The 18,026-nt window shown below is 69.0% G+C and carries 12 protein-coding genes and 8 pseudogenes; 13 read left to right on the forward strand and 7 right to left on the reverse strand.

The window, feature by feature from the left end; all coding sequences use genetic code 11:
* A pseudogene (locus CA983_RS24705) lies at positions 1–276 on the forward strand (IS5/IS1182 family transposase); the annotation flags it as partial.
* Between the two features lie 186 nt (positions 277–462).
* A complete protein-coding gene (locus CA983_RS46295; RefSeq protein WP_158101884.1) occupies positions 463–636 on the forward strand; it encodes a hypothetical protein in 174 nt (57 codons plus the stop codon).
* Between the two features lie 524 nt (positions 637–1,160).
* On the opposite strand, the gene CA983_RS24715 is transcribed toward CA983_RS46295, so the two are convergent.
* A complete protein-coding gene (locus CA983_RS24715) occupies positions 1,161–1,370 on the reverse strand; it encodes a DUF2180 family protein (RefSeq protein WP_158101885.1) in 210 nt (69 codons plus the stop codon).
* 124 nt (positions 1,371–1,494) lie between these two features.
* A pseudogene (locus CA983_RS49600) lies at positions 1,495–1,632 on the reverse strand (hypothetical protein); the annotation flags it as partial.
* 416 nt (positions 1,633–2,048) lie between these two features.
* Here CA983_RS49600 and CA983_RS49605 point away from each other — a divergent pair.
* Together CA983_RS49605 and CA983_RS49610 are read left to right on the forward strand one after the other, a co-directional pair.
* Positions 2,049–2,510: a hypothetical protein gene (locus tag CA983_RS49605; protein WP_425276470.1), complete on the forward strand. Its 462-nt coding sequence runs from the start codon at positions 2,049–2,051 to the stop codon at positions 2,508–2,510.
* Positions 2,407–2,874, forward strand: a pseudogene (locus CA983_RS49610) (DUF6805 domain-containing protein); the annotation flags it as partial. The gene CA983_RS49605 and the pseudogene CA983_RS49610, both read left to right, overlap by 104 nt.
* Before the next feature lie 284 nt (positions 2,875–3,158).
* Here CA983_RS49610 and CA983_RS24730 read toward each other — a convergent pair.
* Positions 3,159–3,881 carry a FadR/GntR family transcriptional regulator gene (locus CA983_RS24730; RefSeq protein WP_086603077.1) on the reverse strand — a complete coding sequence of 241 codons (723 nt, stop codon included), beginning with the start codon at positions 3,879–3,881 and terminating at the stop codon, positions 3,159–3,161.
* Positions 3,872–4,189: pseudogene (locus tag CA983_RS24735) on the reverse strand (aldo/keto reductase); the annotation flags it as partial. The gene CA983_RS24730 and the pseudogene CA983_RS24735, both read right to left, overlap by 10 nt.
* Positions 4,190–4,396: 207 nt before the next feature.
* Between CA983_RS24735 and CA983_RS24740 the strand changes: the two are divergent.
* From CA983_RS24740 to CA983_RS49615, 6 genes and pseudogenes are all read left to right on the forward strand, one after another.
* Positions 4,397–6,628 (forward strand): alpha-L-fucosidase, encoded by a 2,232-nt coding sequence (locus CA983_RS24740; protein ID WP_086603078.1) that lies wholly within the window; start codon positions 4,397–4,399, stop codon positions 6,626–6,628.
* Positions 6,629–6,703: 75 nt separating this feature from the next.
* Entirely contained in the window at positions 6,704–8,257 is a 1,554-nt protein-coding gene (locus CA983_RS24745) for an RICIN domain-containing protein (protein ID WP_086603079.1), read from the forward strand.
* 107 nt (positions 8,258–8,364) lie between these two features.
* Positions 8,365–9,471: an SGNH/GDSL hydrolase family protein gene (locus tag CA983_RS24750; protein ID WP_086603080.1), complete on the forward strand. Its 1,107-nt coding sequence runs from the start codon at positions 8,365–8,367 to the stop codon at positions 9,469–9,471.
* A 287-nt stretch (positions 9,472–9,758) separates the two neighbouring features.
* Entirely contained in the window at positions 9,759–11,894 is a 2,136-nt protein-coding gene (locus CA983_RS24755; RefSeq protein ID WP_086603081.1) for an alpha-galactosidase, read from the forward strand.
* A gap of 48 nt (positions 11,895–11,942) precedes the next feature.
* On the forward strand, positions 11,943–13,457 hold the full coding sequence (locus tag CA983_RS24760; protein WP_086603082.1) for a glycoside hydrolase family 43 protein: 1,515 nt from the start codon (positions 11,943–11,945) through the stop codon (positions 13,455–13,457).
* A 368-nt stretch (positions 13,458–13,825) separates the two neighbouring features.
* Positions 13,826–13,900: pseudogene (locus tag CA983_RS49615) on the forward strand (hypothetical protein); the annotation flags it as partial.
* A gap of 180 nt (positions 13,901–14,080) precedes the next feature.
* Here the strand turns inward: CA983_RS49615 and CA983_RS45230 are convergent.
* Positions 14,081–14,227: pseudogene (locus tag CA983_RS45230) on the reverse strand (beta-galactosidase); the annotation flags it as partial.
* 7 nt (positions 14,228–14,234) lie between these two features.
* On the opposite strand from CA983_RS45230, the pseudogene CA983_RS49220 reads away from it, so the two are divergent.
* A pseudogene (locus CA983_RS49220) lies at positions 14,235–14,798 on the forward strand (transposase); the annotation flags it as partial.
* A 138-nt stretch (positions 14,799–14,936) separates the two neighbouring features.
* Positions 14,937–15,416: a hypothetical protein gene (locus CA983_RS24775; RefSeq protein WP_086603083.1), complete on the forward strand. Its 480-nt coding sequence runs from the start codon at positions 14,937–14,939 to the stop codon at positions 15,414–15,416.
* A 271-nt stretch (positions 15,417–15,687) separates the two neighbouring features.
* On the opposite strand, the gene CA983_RS24780 is transcribed toward CA983_RS24775, so the two are convergent.
* Positions 15,688–16,242 carry an ATP/GTP-binding protein gene (locus tag CA983_RS24780; protein ID WP_208637028.1) on the reverse strand — a complete coding sequence of 185 codons (555 nt, stop codon included), beginning with the start codon at positions 16,240–16,242 and terminating at the stop codon, positions 15,688–15,690.
* A 426-nt stretch (positions 16,243–16,668) separates the two neighbouring features.
* Here CA983_RS24780 and CA983_RS48075 point away from each other — a divergent pair.
* A pseudogene (locus CA983_RS48075) lies at positions 16,669–17,260 on the forward strand (transposase); the annotation flags it as partial.
* Here the strand turns inward: CA983_RS48075 and CA983_RS24790 are convergent.
* Positions 17,253–17,738 carry a hypothetical protein gene (locus CA983_RS24790; RefSeq protein WP_167407453.1) on the reverse strand — a complete coding sequence of 162 codons (486 nt, stop codon included), beginning with the start codon at positions 17,736–17,738 and terminating at the stop codon, positions 17,253–17,255. The pseudogene CA983_RS48075 and the gene CA983_RS24790 sit on opposite strands and share 8 nt — an antisense overlap.
* Positions 17,739–18,026: the final 288 nt, after the last annotated feature.

Genomic DNA, 18,026 nt, shown 5'->3' on the forward strand with positions numbered 1-18,026 from the left:
TCTTACCTGCGGAAACGCAGCATCAAGGCAGTCATCCCGGAGAAGAAGGACCAGGCTGCCAACCGGAAGAGGAAAGGCCGCCGGGGCGGCCGCCCCACATGCCACGACGGCGATCTTTACAAGGAGCGGAACACCGTTGAGCGGCTCATCAACAAGTTGAAGGCCTGGCGGGGCATCGCCACTCGATACGACAAGACGCCCGAGAGCTACCTCGCCGGCCTCCACCTCCGTGCCTCGATGATCTGGATCAACGACCTCCTGAAGGCAACTGGCTGATCACAACATCACACACACCCTAGCAGGGCGTCGCCGGCCCGTCGAAGCTGAGCCGGGAGGAACTCGTAGAAGCCCTCGCCCGCGCCAGGTGCCGCCGGAAGAAGAGCGCCGCCTGACCCCGCACCGTGCCGCACACCACCTCCTGGAAGGACGTTCTGCCGTGTTCGTCAGCCGTGCGGACGGCAAATGTCCACCGACCTGCTTGGCCGTGCGCGCCTCGACCGTCGCCTTGATCCGGGTCAGCTTCGTCTGCAACGGCGCCCCGTCGTCCCCGGCCGAACCGTGTTCCTGGGCGTGGTGGCCGAGGTGGAGCTTGCGGGTCAGCTCGGCATCGAACGGGCCGGTGTGCCCGCTGCTTGAGGCGTTACGGACGGCGCCGTCCCCGTCGTCCGCCCAGATCGACTACCGACGTCGTACCGGAGTGCCGGAGCAGGCCCGGCTGCGGGCCATGGTCCGATGCAGGAGCAGGTGGAAGCAGGCACTCACCGAGCTGCTACAGGCCCAGGAAATCAGGCGGTCGGATATCGGCCGGCAACAACGTCCCACTCCTGGATGAGGCTCGCGAAGACGAAGGAGAGGACACCGGCGCCGAGCCCGGGGCCGGCATGGCACGCAGGCCGTTCTCCGTCGGGATGTGCGCGCCGTGGAAGTCGATGGTCATGTGGGCCAGGATCAGGCCGGCGACGGCGCTGGAGACGGTCGTGCCGATGCAGCGCATCAGGGCTTTGAGGCCATGGGGGCCCGCCTGCCCGGTTCCACAGCTGAGGCCCGGATGCCGCACCAGTGATCCGGGACGGCGTCCGGGCAGGCCAGGAGCGCGTGTTCAGACGGACAGCGCCCATTGTGCGACCGGTGATGCGGTGTGGTTAACGCACCATGCGGGGTCACTGCGCCGTCTCTGCCGTGTCGCAGGTGTGGCACACCACCCTGCGTGCCGGGATACGGCCGTGCGAAGAACCCATACCGATCTGGCGGGTGACGTGCACCTGACGTACGCGGGCGTGATTCTCGCAGGTGGCCAAGCCGCAGCGCGAGCAGACGCCGATGCCGGCGGTGTCGCTGCGCGCCTCCTGGAGGCAGTCGTAGCACCTCATGTCCAACTCCGATTTCAGTAGGGGCCAGACGTGGCGGCCAGACAACATGAACAAACCCACCCGGGCCGCACACACCTGCTCAAGGAGACTGAAACGTAGAGCCCCAGATTAGACTTTGTCAAACCTAGGATTTAATCGACTTCAGGGGCAGCACGCGAGGCATGAGCGACCGTTTGATCTTCAGGTGGTAGTCGGTGTGGCCGATCAGGCGGTAACGATGGTTCACCAGCGCGAGGACCAGTGCTGCCTCGTGCAGCGCGAACTGGGGGCCACAGCAGGCGCGTTCGCCATTGCCGAAGGGCTTGAACTCAGCTGCGGGATGAGGATCTGGATCGACTCACCCTTGCGCACGCCGTGCTTGCCGCCGATGACCGTGGGCGCCCGCGACCGGCGAGGAAACGCGCCGAGACCGCCCCTTGCCGACCGGGGCAGTGGCAGACCGCCTCGACGACCCGACGCCGGGGTAGCAGCACGCCCCCCGGGTGGGTTGCCCGGCGGGGCGCGTGGATCTTCCGCGATGGTTCAGGTGGTCAGCACGTGGAGTTGGTCTGGGTGAGCAGGCCCATCCGCCAGGGCTTGCTGATGTAGTCGCCGGTGGCTCTGGGGTCATTGCCCTGATTGAACAGCCCCTACGACGACGAGATCGAACTCGTGCTGCGTGGGGCTCCCGCCACCCCTGTGGCGATCCACCTACGCGTCCCCGGCAGGCACGAAGGGACGCCGCAGGTCCGTGTCAACGGCGCACCGCCCGAGGGTGGGCCCGCCCCGCTCACGACGCGCCGCGGGGCAGGCGGACAGCCCCTGACATACGTGCGTCTGGAGCGGCAGTGGCGCGAAGGGGACACGATCACCGTGCGCCTTCGCCCGCGCGTCAGCGCCGAGCTGCTCCCCGACGGCTCGCCGTGGGTGTCGTTCCGCTTCGGGCCCACCGTCCTCGCGGCCGAGGGCGACCGGAACGACCTGGTCTGGCTCTTCGCCGACGACTCCAGGATGGGTCACGCCGCCGACGGCCCGCTGCCCCCTGGAGCACCTGCCCATCGTCCTCGCCCGGAGTTCCTCAGGTCCGGCGGCCGGCGTACGCCGACTCGCCCCGGGCCTGCTGGCGTTCGCCCTGGAGCACGTGGACGCGCGACCGGGTGAGTCCGTCACCCTCGTACCGTTCGCCGGCCTCCACGAATCCCGGTACCACCTCTGCTTCCCCCTGGCGGAACCGGAGCGGCTCCAGGAGCGGCGGGCGGAGCTGCGCGCGGCCTTCGAGGCGGCACTCTCGCTGCGCGACCGCACCGTTGACGCCGTTGACGCCGTTGCCGCCTGCGAGCAACAGCCCGAAAGCGACCACCGGTTCGAGGGGCAGGACACCTGGTCGGGCCTCACCGACGGGCTGGCCTGGCGGGCCGCCACGGGATGGTGGCCCTACCGCCTGACAGACCGGGACGGCTCCGCCACCGGGCTGCAGGTGGCCCACCTCTCGGACCGAAGTGCCGGATCGACCCGTGTACTGGTCGACGGACATGCGCTGGGCACGCTGACGCCCTTGTCGCATCCCGAGGGCAAGGAAATCTCCCAGGTACTCCCGCTGGACGCAACCGTCGTGCCGGGACCGCCGAGATCCGGTTCGAAGCGGTTGGCTCCGCAACCACCATCCGGCTGCGCGAAGTACGCCTGGTGCGCTGACGTGACCGCCGTCGTCTCGAACGCATCGAGCGCGCGGGGTGGGCAACGGCGGAGGCTGGAGCCCCCCGCCGGGTGGAAGGCGTTGCAGGAACCGTGGCGGGCAGCGTACGCCGGTCAGGTCCGCGCTGTCGTTCCGAAGGAGAGGGGTTCGCCGGAGCGCAGGTGTTCCCTCAGCCACTGCTCGGTGTTGCTCACGTGGAGCAGCGCGGCGGCCTGGCTGAGGGCGGCGTCACGGGTGGACAGCGCGTTGAAGATCGCCTCGTGCTCGGCGAGGGTGCGGCCCGCGGCCTTGTCGTCGACCAGGCCGCGCCAGATGCGGGCGCGCAGGGTGCGGCCGGAGATCCCTTCCAGGAGGGTGAGGAGGCTCTCGTTGCCCGTGGCCGAGACGACGGCGCGGTGGAAGGCGGCGTCGTGGGCGTTGAGCTGTTCGACGTCGTCGCGGGCCTCGCGCATCGCGTCCAGGTGCCGCTTCACTTCCGCCAGTTGGGCGTCGGAGATCCGGGTGGCGGCCAGCGCCGTGGCCATCGGTTCGAGGAGCCGCCGTACCTCCATGAGGTCCTGCAGGGCGACCGAGTCGCCCTGCAGCAGTTCCACCGCGCCGCCGAGACCCTGGAGCAGCAGGCTCGGCTGGAGGCTGGTCACATACGTGCCGTCACCCCGCCGGACCTCCAGGACCCGTGCGACGGCCAGTGCCTTGACCGCTTCACGGGCGAGGTTGCGGGACAGGCCCAGCTGAGCGGCCAGGTCCGGCTCCGGTGGGAGTTTGGAGCCCGGCGGCAGGGCACCGGTCCGGATCAGCTCACGGATCTGTTCGATGGCCTTGTCCGTCAGAGACACCGCTCGTCGCTCCCCCCACCGTTCCCCGTGAGCACGTCCGACCTGATCAGCACCTGAGTGCGGAGATCGCCCCAGAGGCCGTCCGGGACTTGCTGATCATGGAGTTCCACGTTTCGTCCGACCTGTTCGGGAGTCCGCATGCCGAGGGTGACGTTGATGATACTGGGGTGTGAGCGCGGGAAGTCGATCGCGGCGGCGGGCACAGTGGTCCAGTACCTCGCACAGACCTCGGTGATCGCCCGAGCGCGGGCGACCAGAGCCGGCGGGGCGTCGTCCTGGAGTCGGCCGTACTTCATCCCCTCGGCGGGCAGGGCATCGTCCGGCGCCGACTGGTCGCAAGACATGCCATGTTTGCATGCTCGAAATACGCGCTAGATCAAGACAAAGGAGTCAACTCCCCCGATGTCATGGTCACTTTCATCCCTGCACACTGGTTGACATCCCATGGCGACATGACCGACCTTCAAGCGTGGCCCAGCATTCCCCCTGCCCCCTTCCGCATCAGGGATGTGTCCATGTCGAGCTCGATCAACAGGCGCCAGTTCGTGGCCTCCGCAACCTGCGCGGCCGCGGCGGCCGTTGCCGGAGATGCGTTCAGTGCCGGTGTCGCCGAAGCGGCGCCCAGCACGTACACGCCCGACTGGGACTCGGTCGACCAGCACCCGCCGGCTCCGGAGTGGTTCCAGGACGCGAAGTTCGGGATCTACTTCCACCGGGGCGCCTTCAGCGTCCCCGCCTTCGACAACGAGTGGTACCCGCGCACCATGTACGAGGCCGGGAGCTCGCCCAACAAGCACCACATCGCGACCTACGGCCAGCCCTCGGCGTGGCCGTACCACAACTTCATCGACGGAGCGCGGGACCTGGCGGGCAACACCGTACAGTTCGCGCCGAAGCTGAAGTCGGCCGGCGGGAAGTTCGACCCCGACGAGTGGGTGCAGCTCTTCGTCGACGCCGGCGCCAGGTTCGCCGGCCCGGTCGCCGAGCACCATGACGGCTTCTCCATGTGGGACAGCCAGGTCAACGAGTGGAACTCGGTGGACAAGGGCCCTGGTCTCGACCTGCTGCGGCTGTTCTCCACGGCCATTCGCGCCAAGGGCCTGAAGCTGCTGGTGGCCATGCACCACGCGTACAACTTCACCGGCTTCTACGAATTCGCCCCCGCGCAGACGGACAGCAGCCTCAAGAAGCTCTACGGGCAACTGGGTTCGGCCGCGGAGAACCAGCTCTGGTTCGACAAGCTCAAGGAGGTCATCGACCGTGCCCGGCCCGACATCCTGTGGCAGGACTTCAATCTGGACGCCGTCGAGGAGCAACAGCGCCTGAACTTCCTGGCGTACTACTACAACCAGGCGGGCAGCTGGGGCCGTGAGGTCGTCGCCACCTACAAGGACGGCATGAACGGCAAGGGCGAGGTCTTCGACTACGAACGCGGCGGCCCGGCCGATCTGACCACCCCGTACTGGCTGACCGACGACAGCATCTCCAGCAGCAGCTGGTGCTACACCCAGGGCATCGGCTACTACACCACCCAGCAGATGCTGCACTCGTTCATCGACCGGGTCAGCAAGAACGGCAACGTGCTGCTGAACATCGCGCCGATGGCCGACGGCACCATCCCTCAGGCGCAGAAGGACATCCTGCTCGGTATCGGAGACCACCTGAAACGCTTCGGCGAGTCGGTGTACGCGACCCGTGCCTGGACGGCGTACGGCGAAGGCCCGACGAAGATGGGCGGCGGTTCGTTCACCACCCCGCACGCCGGTACCGCGCAGGACATTCGCTTCACCCGCAACAAGGCCGACGACGTCCTTTACGCCACCGTCCTCGGCTGGCCCGGCAGCTCGCTGACGATCAAGACCCTCAGCTCGGACCGGATCAACCTCTCCTCGCTGACCTCGGTGAAGCTCCTCGGTACCACTGCCGGCACCTACATCGACCTGCCCACGCCGGCCCAGAACGCCTCAGGCCTCACGATCGCCCTGCCGTCCTCCGCGCCGTACAGCGCCAACGCCTACGTCCTGAAGCTCCGCTTCTCCGGCCCGATCCCCGGCCTGCGGCCGCTCGTCGGCGCCGTCGCCTTCACGGACGTCGGCTACACCGGCGACTCCGCCGTCCTCACCATCGGCGACTACACCGCGGCCGACCTGACCGCGGCCGGACCGGGCCCGGGCACCCTCTCCTCCCTCCGGCCGGCCGCCGGATACCAGGTGACCGGCTACTCCGGCGACAACTTCACCGGCACCTCCTGGACCTTCACCGCCGACAACCCCGACCTCAGGGTCACCGGCAACAACGACCGGATCACCTCACTGAAGGTCCAGTTCAACCCGGCGACGTACATCCGGATCACCAACGCCGCCAACGGCCTCGCCCTGGACAGCGGCGGCAACGTCGCCTCCGGCTCCAACCTCAAGCAGTGGACCTGGGACGGCAGTTCGAACCTGCAGTGGCATGCGGAGGCTGTCGGAGACGGCTACTACAGGCTGGTCAACCGTACGAACGGCATGGTCGCCGACGGCTGGGGCGCCACCGCCGACGGCTCCGCCGCCAGGCAGGCCGCCTGGAACGGCGGCCCCAACCAGCAGTGGACCATCACCCACCGGGGCGGCGACCGCTATTCGATCGCCAACCGCACCACCGGCCTGGTTCTCGACGGCGGCGGCAACGTCGACTCGGGCGCCGGCACGAAGCAGTGGACCTACGGCAGCAGCACCAACCTGCTGTGGATCTTGACCGCGCTGTAGCCGGCGGAGCCCGCTGCCGCTGACGTGGCGGCGCGATCGAGTGAAAGGGACACGATGCAGAGAGAGGGCATGCGTATGTCATTCAGCGTGTCGAGGTGGGGAGGTGGGAGGCGTGCGGGAGTGCTCGCCGCGGTGATCGCCTTGGTGGCGGCGCTGCTGACCGGGATCGGTGCCGCCGGGGCGGCGCAGGCGGCCACGGTGGATACGAACGCCTGGTACGTGCTGGTCAATCGGGGCAGCGGCAAGGCACTCGACGTGTCGGGTGCGAGCACGGCCGACGGGGCGGCGCTGTCGCAGTGGACCCGCCACGACGGTGCCAACCAGCGCTTCCAGTTCGTCGACTCGGGGGGCGGCTACTACCGGCTGAAGGCGCAGCACTCGGGCAAGGTGCTGGACGTCCACCACTACTCCGCCGCCGACCACGCGGACATCGTGCAGTGGGGCGACGGCGATGGCACCAACCAGCAGTTCCGGCTGGCCGACTCGGCGGACGGTCACGTCCGTCTGATCAACCGCAACAGCGGCAAGGCCGTCGAGGTCCAGAACGCCTCCACCGCCGACGGTGCCAAGGTCGTGCAGTACACCGACTGGGGCGGGGCCAACCAGCAGTGGCAACTGGTCCGCGCGACAGGAGTGCTGGCACAGGCGCACACCGCGGGGCGGATCAAGGACGCCGGAAACACCGTGCAGTACAGCTGGCCTGGCGTGTATTTCGAGGGCCGCGTCAGCGGCACCGGCGTGGGCATCGTGCTCAACGACTCGGCCGCCGACTACGACGTCCAGATCGACGGAACCACCGTCGCCACACTCGTCACGCCCGGCGACACCACGCACTGGATCAACGGGCTGTCGAACAGCACGCACACCGTCCGGCTCGTCAAGCGCAACGACACCCCGGGGGACACCAGCACCTTCGGAGGCTTCGTCGCCGCACCCGGTGGTGCCGTACTGAGCAAACCAACGGCCCGCAACCGCCAGATCGAGTTCATCGGTGACTCCCTCACGGTGGGCTACGGCAATCTCTCGACCTCCCGCGACTGCACCTCGGACCAGGTCAAGCGGACCACCAACGCCGACGTGAGCTACGGCGCCCTCACCGCCCGGCGACTGAATGCCGACTATCAGATCAACGGCTACTCGGGCCTCGGCATGGTGCGCAACTACAACGGAGGCCGGCCGGATGTCACGTACCGGACCTTCTACGATCGCGCCCTGCTGAACGTGTCCGGCGACGTCTGGCAGAACCCGGGTACCTGGCGCCCTCAGCTCGTGGTGGTCAACCTCGGCACCAACGACTTCTCGACCGCCGTCAACCCCGGTGAGCCATGGACGCCCGAGAGCCTCGCTGCCGCCTACCGCAGCGCCTACGGCGACTTCCTCCAGAAACTGCGGACGCGCTACGGCGCCGCCACGACCATCGTGGCCGTCGGCACCGGCCAGTTCGCGGGCCAGGTCCAGCAGGTGGTCGACACGCGCAACGACGCCGGCGACAGCGCGGTCCGCTACTGGTTCCTCGACAGCTCGGACCTGGACTTCCTCGGCTGCCACTGGCACTACTCGGCCCACGACGACCGAGTCATCTCCGAGCGGCTCACCTCGTTCGTCGCCGGTCTGCCGATGAACTGGTGACGGCACCGACTGCCCGGGGATTCTCAGAAGGCGCTACGGCCGGACTGCCGGCTGAACGGCGTCCAGCCCCGTTGATCGAGCAATCACTCGCAGAAGAGGACGCCTGCATGAGAAAGTCTTGGCTTCTCCCCCTGGTCACGCTTGTCGCTGCCGCGCTCGGGGTGACGACGGCCGGTGTCGCCCCTGCCTCCGCCGCCCCGAACACGCCCTTGCGGGTCATGCCGTTGGGCGACTCGATCACCTGGGGTGTGGGAAGCAGTACGGGAAACGGCTACCGGGCTCCGTTATGGAACAAGCTCGCGGCAGACGGCCATCCGCTGGACTTCGTCGGCACGTTGCGGGGCGGTTCGATGTCCGACCCCGACAACCAAGGCCACTCCGGATACAAGATCCACCAGATCGCCGCACTCGCAGACGCCGCGCTGACCCGTTTCCGGCCCAACGTCGTGACGCTGATGATCGGCACCAACGACCTCAACGAGAGCTACCAGGTCTCCACCGCAACCGCCCGGCTGAGGTCGCTGGTCGACCAGGTCACCGCCGCCGCCCCCGACGCAACCGTCCTCGTGGCCTCCCTGGTCGTGTCCACCAGCGGCTCGGAGGAGCAGTACCGTGCCGCGTACAACCAGGCCATCCCCCAGATCGTGAGGGACGCACAGGCCGCGGGCAAGCACGTCGCACACGTCGACATGAGTGGCCTGACCACGGCCGACCTGGCCGACCCCCTGCACCCCAACGACTCGGGCTACCAGAAGATGGCCGACGCCTTCCACCGCGGCATCCAGGCCGCGGATGGCGCCGGGTGGCTGAGGAACCCCGCCCCCGCCCCGGCACGCCTGCAGTCCGGCATCGCCGGCAAGTGCCTGGACGTCAAAGGCGCCGCCACCGCCGACGGGACCGCCGTCCAGACCTGGGGCTGCAGCGACACGGCCAACCAGCTCTGGTCCGCCTACACCGACGGCACCGTGCGCTCCATGGGCAAGTGCCTCGACGCCGCCGGCTGGGGCACCACCAACGGCACCAAGGTGCAGACCTGGTCCTGCCACGGCGGCGCCAACCAGGTCTGGCAGCCCTACAACGGCGGCTACCGCAACCCCGCCTCCGGCCGCTGCCTCGACGTTCCAGGCTCCTCCACGGCCGACGGCACGCAGCTCCAGTTGTGGGACTGCAACGGCCGTTCGAACCAGAAGTGGACCACTCTGACCGCCGGATGACCCGCGCCCCGGGACCCGTGCCCTTCCGGGCTCGGGTCCCGGGGCCGCCGCCTGCCCTGGGCTGGGGTCGGCAGTCCCGTCGACCTGACGTGTCGAAGCGCTTCGACGATGCTATTTGCCCCGATGAGCCGTCAATGAGCCAGCGAAATCACCTGTGTCGCGGTAGAGACCCTTGTTCCACACGAAAAGTGTCCGTTAACTTGCGCATGGAAGTGAAGCGCTTCGACAGAGCGGCAGCACGAACTGCCGCCCGGCGGTTGAGCGGGCACTGACCTCGAAAGGCCGACATGACCAAGGAACAAGGGACCCTCCACTGGGGACATGAGGCCCTCCACCTCGAGATCGTCCTCGCTGACGACGGCAGCCCGCGCCTCACGCATCTCGGACTGCCCGGCGAAGCGCGGGAAATCCCCGGTACGTCCCTGCCCCTGGTGGAGGTGACGGCTGCGGGTCACGGCCGTGGCTGGTCGGGCAGCCACCTCGTGGGCACCCATCTCGGCGGGCGTCTGCGCCACCGGACCCACCGCGTGACCCGCGACGGCGACTGGCACACATTGACCGTGCACCTCCACGATCCGGAGACCGGACTGGTCGCGGAGGTGACCTACCGATCACCGGACGGCATCCCCGTGCTCCGCAGCGAGGTGACCCTGCGCAACGAGGGGCAGACCACGCTGCACCTGGAATCGGTCAGCTCGCTCGCGGTGGGCTGCCTCACCCCGCCGGACCCGGCGGCCATCGACGCCGCGGACCTGCTGTGGGCGGAGAACGACTGGCTCGCCGAATGCCGCTGGCAGCGACAGCCGATGCGCCTGACCACACCATCCACCAGCGGACGCGTGAGCTACGGGCACGGCAAAGCCGGCTTCGCTCTGAACGGACAGGGCACATGGTCCAGCTGCGGTCGCCTCCCCATGGGCGGCCTGACGGACCGGCGTACCGGCCGCACCTGGGTGTGGCAGGTCGAGCACAACGGCGGGGGCTGGCGCTGGGAATGCGCAGAGTGGGACAAGACGGCCTACGCGGCGCTGTTCGGACCCACCGACACCCACCACGGCTGGCGGCACCCACTTGAACCCGGCGCCGACTTCCACACCGTACCCGCCGCCTTGTCCTTCAGCGCCGACGGCGGCCCCGACGCCGCGTTCGCCGCGCTGACCCGCTACCGCCGCGCCCAGCGCCGCCCGCACGCCGACCACCAGCGCCTGCCCGTCATCTTCAACGACTACATGAACTGCCTGATGGGCGACCCCACCACCGAGAAGCTGCTGCCACTCATCGACGCGGCGGCCGAAGCCGGTGCGGAATACTTCGTGATCGACGCCGGCTGGTACGACGGCGACGACGGCGGCTGGTGGGACAGCGTCGGCGCCTGGGAGCCCGCCGCCTCCCGGTTCCCCGGGACGCGTGGGATCCACGAGGTGCTGGACCGCATCCGGGAACGCGGCATGGTTCCCGGCCTGTGGCTGGAGCCGGAGGTGATCGGCGTACGCAGCCCCATGGCCAAGTCCCTGCCCGAGGAGGCGTTCTTCCGCCGCGACGGCGTCCGCGTCACGGAGGCCGACCGGCACCATCTGGACCTCCGTAACCCGGCCGCCCGTGCCCACCTGGACCAGGTCGTGGACCGCCTGGTCGGCGAGTGGGGCGTCGGCTACCTCAAACTCGACCACAACATCGACCCCGGCTCCGGCACCAGCGCCCACCCCGGCGAGACCCCGGGCGCCGGCCTGCTCGGCCACAACCGGGCGCACCTCGCCTGGCTCGACGGCATCCTGGACCGCTTCCCGCACCTGGTGCTGGAGAACTGCTCCTCCGGCGGCATGCGCTGGGACCACGCCCTGCTGTCCCGAATGCAGTTGCAGTCCACGAGCGACCAGCAGAACCTGCACCTCTACGCGCCCATCGCGGCCTCGGCACCCACCGCCGTCACCCCCGAACAGGGTGCCGTCTGGGCGTACCCCCAGCCGGAGGACTCCCTCGACGAGGTGGTCTTCTCCATGGCCAACGCGCTCCTCGGCCGGATCCATCTCTCCGGCCGCATTGCCGAACTCGAGCCGGAGGCCCGCGCCCTGGTCCACGAGGCGGTAGCGGCGTACAAGGCCATCCGCGCCGACCTGCCGCACGCCGTGCCGTCCTGGCCACTGGGCCTTCCTGCCTGGGACGACCCCTGGGTCGCCCTGGCCCTGCGCACTCCCGCCACCACCTACCTCACCGCCTGGCGACGCCCCGGAACCGACGCCACGGCGACGCTTCACCTGCCTCACCTGCGGGACACCGCCGCCCGTGTCGACCTGCTCTACCCCTCGGTCAGCCGGGTCGTTTCCGCCTGGTCGCCCGGCACGGCCGAGCTGAGCCTGACCCTGCCTACCGCGCCGTCCGCCGTGCTGCTCCGCATCACCCCCACRGCCCTCGGCGCTCCCTGAACCACCACACCCCGCATTGCGAAACGAATCAACGAGAGGACCTATCGGGTGCCCCCTCTGCGCCAGCCGGACGGACGGACCACCAACCCCGTGATCCCCGGCTTCCACCCCGACCCCAGCGTCTGCCGCGTCGGCGACGACTACTACCTGGCCTGCTCCAGCTTCGAGTACTTCCCCGGGGTACCCCTCTTCCACAGCCGTGACCTGGTGCACTGGACGCAGATCGGCAACGTCCTTGACCGGCCGGAACAGCTGCGTCTGCCCGCCTCCATGCCGTCCTCCGGCGGGATCTACGCCCCCACCCTGCGCCATCACGACGGCCGCTTCTGGCTGATCGTCACCAACTGCAGCGAGGGCGGCGGCAACCTGATCGTCACAGCCACCGACCCGGCCGGACCATGGTCGGATCCCATCTGGGCGCCGGGTGTCCCCGGTATTGATCCCGACCTGGTCTGGGACGAGGACGGCACCTGCTGGTGCACGGTCGCCGGGGTCTCGCAGGTCCGTCTCGACCCGTCCACCGGGCAGACGTACGGAACACCGCACCGGCTCTGGTCCGGCGGGCCCGGCGCCAAGGCCCCGGAGGCGCCGCACCTGTACCGGATCGGCGACTACTGGTACCTGCTCATCGCCGAGGGCGGCACCGAGCGCGGCCACGGTGTCTCGATCGCCCGCGGCCGTACCCCCGCCGGCCCGTTCGAGCCGTGCCCGGCCAACCCGATCCTCACCCATCGCGGCACCGACCACCCCGTCCAGAACACCGGGCACGCCGACCTGGTCCAAGGCCCCGACGGCTCCTGGTGGATGGTGCTGCTCGGCGTCCGACCGGGCGGCGGCACGCCGGGCTGGCACGTGCTCGGCCGGGAGACCTTCCTGGCCCCCGTGACCTGGGTGGACGACTGGCCGGTCGTCGGCGAGGTCGCCCTGGACCTGCCCGAGCTCCCGTGGCCGCTCTCCCCCAGCCCTGCCGAGGAGCACCGGGACGACTTCGAGCACGCCGAACTGCGACCGTCCTGGATCTCCGTGCGCGACCGGTCCGCCGAGCACTGCACCGCCAAGGAGCGCCCCGGATGGCTGACGCTCCGCGCGCGGGGCGGCTCCCTGGACGAGGCCGACGTGGTGTTCACCGGCCGGCGCCAGCAGCATCTGTCCTGCCGGGCGCGCACTCTGGTCGATGCCGCGGAGGGAAGCGGTGGCCTCGCCGTCCGGCTCGACGAGCGGCACCACTACGCGGTCGAGGTGTCCGGCACGCGGGTGCGGGTGGTCGCGCGCGTCGGCTCCCTGCGCACGGTCGTGGCCGAACAGTCCGTGCCCGCCGGGCCGGTGGTCCTCGCCGTCACGACCACGGAACCGCCGTCTCCGCACGGACCGTGCACCGGACCCGACGTCGTCTCCCTCGGCGTCGAGCAGCCCGACGGCACGTTCACCGAGCTCGCGGCCCTCGACGGCCGCTACCTGTCGACCGAGGTCGCCGGCGGCTTCACGGGCCGGGTCATCGGCATGTACGCCGCGGCAGGCACAGTCCACTTCGACTGGTTCGACTACGAGCCCCTCGACGGCTGAACCAGGCCTCCGTCCCACTGCTCGGCCGAAGAGGCATGACACATGAAGGACATACGGAGACCCGGCGCACCACCGCGGCCGCGGCCCCGGACGCCTGGCCGGCCTGCTGATGACGCTGCTGGTCGTCCTGGGGCTCTCCGGCAGCACCGTGCGCTCGCCACGCCCGGCGGCACGGCACAGCAGGCGGCCTCCACGGTCGGAGTCCCGGCCCGCGCCATGGACGCCGTCGCGGCGATGCAGCCCAGCTGGAACCTGGGCAACACCCTGGACGCGATTCCGGACGAGACGTCCTGGGGCAACCCCAAGGCCACCCCAGGGAACTGTTCAAAACCATCCGGGCCCAGGGCTTCCGCAGCGTCCGCATCCCGGTGCCCTGGAGTGCACACCAGTCCACCACCGCGCCCCACAACGTCGACGCCGCGTACATGAGCCGCGTCAAGCAGGTGGTCGACTGGGCGCTCGCCGAGAACCTCTACGTCGTGCTCAACGTCCAGATGAGGTGGGGCCAGAGGGCTGCCGCGGATGTCACCGGTCCTCCGCGGCAGCTCCCGGTACGGCGGCGAAGACGCGGACGTCCCAGGCGCCGAGCCCCACGGGTGTACCGGCCGGGACCAGGCTGTCGTCCGGGCCATGATCGCGCGGATCACCCGCTCCGCGTGGAAACGGAAGGCCGGGTGCGCGAAGTCGACCTCCTGCCGGGCGCCCCACGCGGCGCGCCGCCCGGTGGCGTCCTCGGTGGCGATCTCGGGGTACTGCTGGGTACTGCCGGGCCAGCCACTGTTCTTTCACGTCCATGGCCACTCCAAATCAGCCGCGCAGATCATCCCGGGCTGGCCGTACTCGTTCGTCGCCGCGCTGACGCCGGAGCGCACGTCGTGGACGCAGGTGCTGGACGCAGGTCCTGGACGCCGTCCGGCTTGGGCCCACCGACGACGCCGCGGCCGTCACCGCCGACCGACTGCGGGCCGTGGTCGAGCGCCTGGTCGCGGCCGGTCAGCGGCAGTGCGGCGACCGGAACATGCGGCCGCCCCGGGCCTGCTGGTCGTGATGGACGCGGGCTATACGTGATGCGCCTGGCCTGGGTACTGCGCGACCTTCCCGTCGAGCTGGTCGGGCGCCTTCGTTCGGATCGTGTCCTGCGGATGCCGAAGCCGCAGCGTGTCTACGACCCCAGGGGCAGCAAGGCCGCCCAAGCACGGACCCGAGTTCCGCCTGGCCAAGCCCGAGACCTGGCCGGAACCGACAGCGGTGACCATGAACGACACGCCCCGCTCCGGCAAGACCGAGGCCCACGCATGGGACCGGCTCCATCCCCGGCTCACCCACCGCTCGGCCTGGATCGCCCCTGCTTCTTCTGCCTCGGCGTCTCCGCGGCGGGGTGAAGCGAGGAGGAGTACACCCGGATCACGTACGACTACAGGGGAACCGACTACTCGATCATCCGCGTCAAGCCCAACTGGTACTGAGGGGGAGATGCGTATGAAGAAGCGGGTCATCCTGCTGTGCGGCGGCCTACTCGTCGTGGCCGGGATCGCCGCAGCGGTGTGGTGGAACTGGTTCCGGGCACCCTATGCCTTGGCCGATTCGCCCAAGGTCGACGTGACAGTGCGCGCGGAGAAATCCGTGTACCCCGACGTACAGGAGACGGCCGAGGACGTCGACACCCTCGTCCGGATCTATGTGCAACGGCTCAAAGACGGCGACGCCAAGGGACTCGCCGAGCTCGCCGGGCCCGCCTACAAGCAGCCCGGACCGGCCGCAGCCATGTATGTGCGCGAGTACGGCGAGGCAGCGGGCGGGCACGTCAAGGTCACTGTGCTCGAGGGGTCCGTCGACTACTTCAACCCGGTGACGGTGGTGTACGAGGAGCCCGGTCAGCGGCAGGAGCTGCTGTTGGTCAAGGATGACGGACACTGGTGGGTCGGCCTCGGCGACGGCGATCCGGCGGCCGGCAAGTAGCGTCAGCCGTGGAAGGGGCCGGAGGTTGCTTCTCCCGAACCTCAGGGCCCCTTCGCTGTCCTCCGGTCCCGCCGGGCGGGGCGAGACCATCCACTTCGCCTCCTCGGCGAGTCCGCGTGGGAGGGTCGGCAGAACTTCTCTCGCCCCAATTGGGAGGGGTCTCTCACTGCGCAGTGGTCCGTTCTGGCGGTTTGCCGCAGGAGAATCACATACTCGTTCGCATGGCAGCATCAGCCGTCCTGCCTGAGCTTGAGAGTCGCTGTGACGCGGCTCACCCTGCCGGTGCCTGAGGCATGGGACGCGCGATCATTGAGCTCACCGTGGCGACGCGGTGAGCCATGTCGCCGGCAGGGATGTCGATGAGCTCGTAGCCGAACGCGCGGTAGCTCTCTTCGTGGATCCTCTCGAAAGCCAGTGATTCCTGGAAACTGATCCGCCGGGCCGCGGTCGGCTCGCAGAACCCTAGATTGCGGACGAAGAGCACGTGCCGCTCGTAGACCCCTTCCGAGGTGATCCGTTCGAGCTCCGCGGCCAGCGCTGGAGACACCGGCCGCCCCAAGTAGGTGGCGAGGGCGTGGGTGCAGACCGGTGACCGGTCGAATACCTGAACGGAGCTGGTGGCCTCCAACTGTCGCTTTCGCTGCAGAGCGACGATCTCGTCGATGAAGGACGCTCGTGTCCATGGCTGGTCCTCGCCCAGAGCTTGCGCTTGTGCGATGACCGCCGTTGCCGCCTCTTCGACAACGCCGTAGCCGAGCTCGTCCAGGCACCGCAAGATTGATGTCTTGCCCGCGCCCGGAGTGCCAGTGAGAACGTACCGCCGCATGATCCGAGAACCCTTTCTTGCAGGTCGAGGCAGGTCCATCGGTCACCGTTTGGGCCTCCGGCGGAGGCAACGAACCAGTGGAGCCCCGAAGATGGGGACAGGGACACAGGCGGATCCTCGAACGGCTGGTGTGCCGGAGACGCCCCTGATGTCCAAGGCGTTGAGCAAGGCAACCACGGCCGGATTGCTCAACGTCCTTCTTCGTTCCAGTACATCGTGTCGACCGGAGTCTCGGCAACCACCGCTGACAACCGGGTGTGAGAACGAACGGAGAGGTGCAGCCCGTGCCGTGATCGCCGGGAGAGCCGACGGGGCCGTTGGCACAACATGTGCACACGTTGCTGTGTCGCCCGGTGATGCCGGCATCCACGACTCCCGCCGTTCGCTGCTCGCCAGGTACGACGCCCAGCTGGAGATGATCGTCGGTTCGACGATGACCTGGCCGACGAAGCGACCAGAGTCGCGAACCGGCTGCACGGCCTGCTTACTCAGATCAATCCGTCGCTGGAGCGCGTGCTGGGGCCGCGGTTGCAGCACCCGGCTGTGCTGGTCCTGCTGGAGCGGTTCGTGTCCCCGGCCCAGATCCGCAAGGCAGGCGGCCGCACTGATCGTCCCGAGCCTGGCCACCTCGCTGACAGCCGTCCTTGACCAGCGCAAACTCCTGGCCAATCCTGGCCAAGCGGATCGAGGAACTGCTGGAGGCTCACCCTCTTTGGAAGCCGGCCACCTCGCCGCCTACGTGGGTCTCGCTCCGGCGACCCGGAGCTCGGGCTCATCGATCCGAGGCGAACAGCATTCCCGGACAGGGAACAAGCAGCTGAAGCGGGCCTTCTTCCTATCGGCGTTCGCGGCGCTCGGTGACCCGACCTCCCGGGCCTACTACGACAAGAAGATCTCCCAGGGCAAGCACCACACCCAGGCCCTGCTCTGCCTCGCCATACGCAGGGCCGACGTCCTCTTCGTGATGCTCCGCGACAGAACCGTCTACGAACCGCAGCCGTCGGCCTCAATTACCTGACCGGCGGGTCTGCGAGGAGAACGACTCGATCAGCCTCGATGTCGAAGCCGAGCACCGGATGGCCGCAGTCTCCCTCCGGGTCCATCAGCACCGGCTTGCCCAACCGCCGTCCGATCTCCCGAAGGAAGCCGCAGAACACATCCAGCCGCTCCTGGCCCTGCAACTCCCGCAGGTCGACGTCGAAGTCGACTTCATCCGCGGCATCGAAACGGAAGATTGCCAACACATCGGCCGTTGGCCAGACCCGCAGGTTCGGGCACTCGGCATCCGCCGAGCGGGACAGCACGCTCTCCGCCCTGGGCAGCGGAAGCACCGTCTCTCCCTCCGAGTACCGGTACTTCCAGCCCTTCTCGACGACGAGATCGAGGACCGCCTGCCAGTCCTCCACCGAGGTATTCGGGACACGCACGTCCGGCAGAGTCCCCATCAAATCCGGGTCGAAGAAGCAGCTCACGTCGTCCCACAGCAGATCAGCCACCCCGTCATGATGCCGGATCCCAGACCCGACGCACCCATCATTCCCTTGCCGAAAGACATAGGGGCACCCCCCAGACCACCAACAGCACACTCTCCGGCCTCCTAGCCCCGGCTCCGCCCGGACACCCGTGGACAGGCTGGTCGTCCTCCGCCGGATGGGGCACCATGCAGACGCTGGACGTCCCGCTCGTGCGTCGCGAGCTCGTGGTGGAGGCCGGCGTCGATGTCGCCCGCGACACCGCCGACCGGTGGCGCCACCCCGCATGCCTGCACCGCCCCCGCACCGACC

Source organism: Streptomyces swartbergensis (assembly GCF_002148965.1).
GTDB classification, from domain to species: Bacteria; Actinomycetota; Actinomycetes; order Streptomycetales; family Streptomycetaceae; genus Streptomyces; species Streptomyces swartbergensis.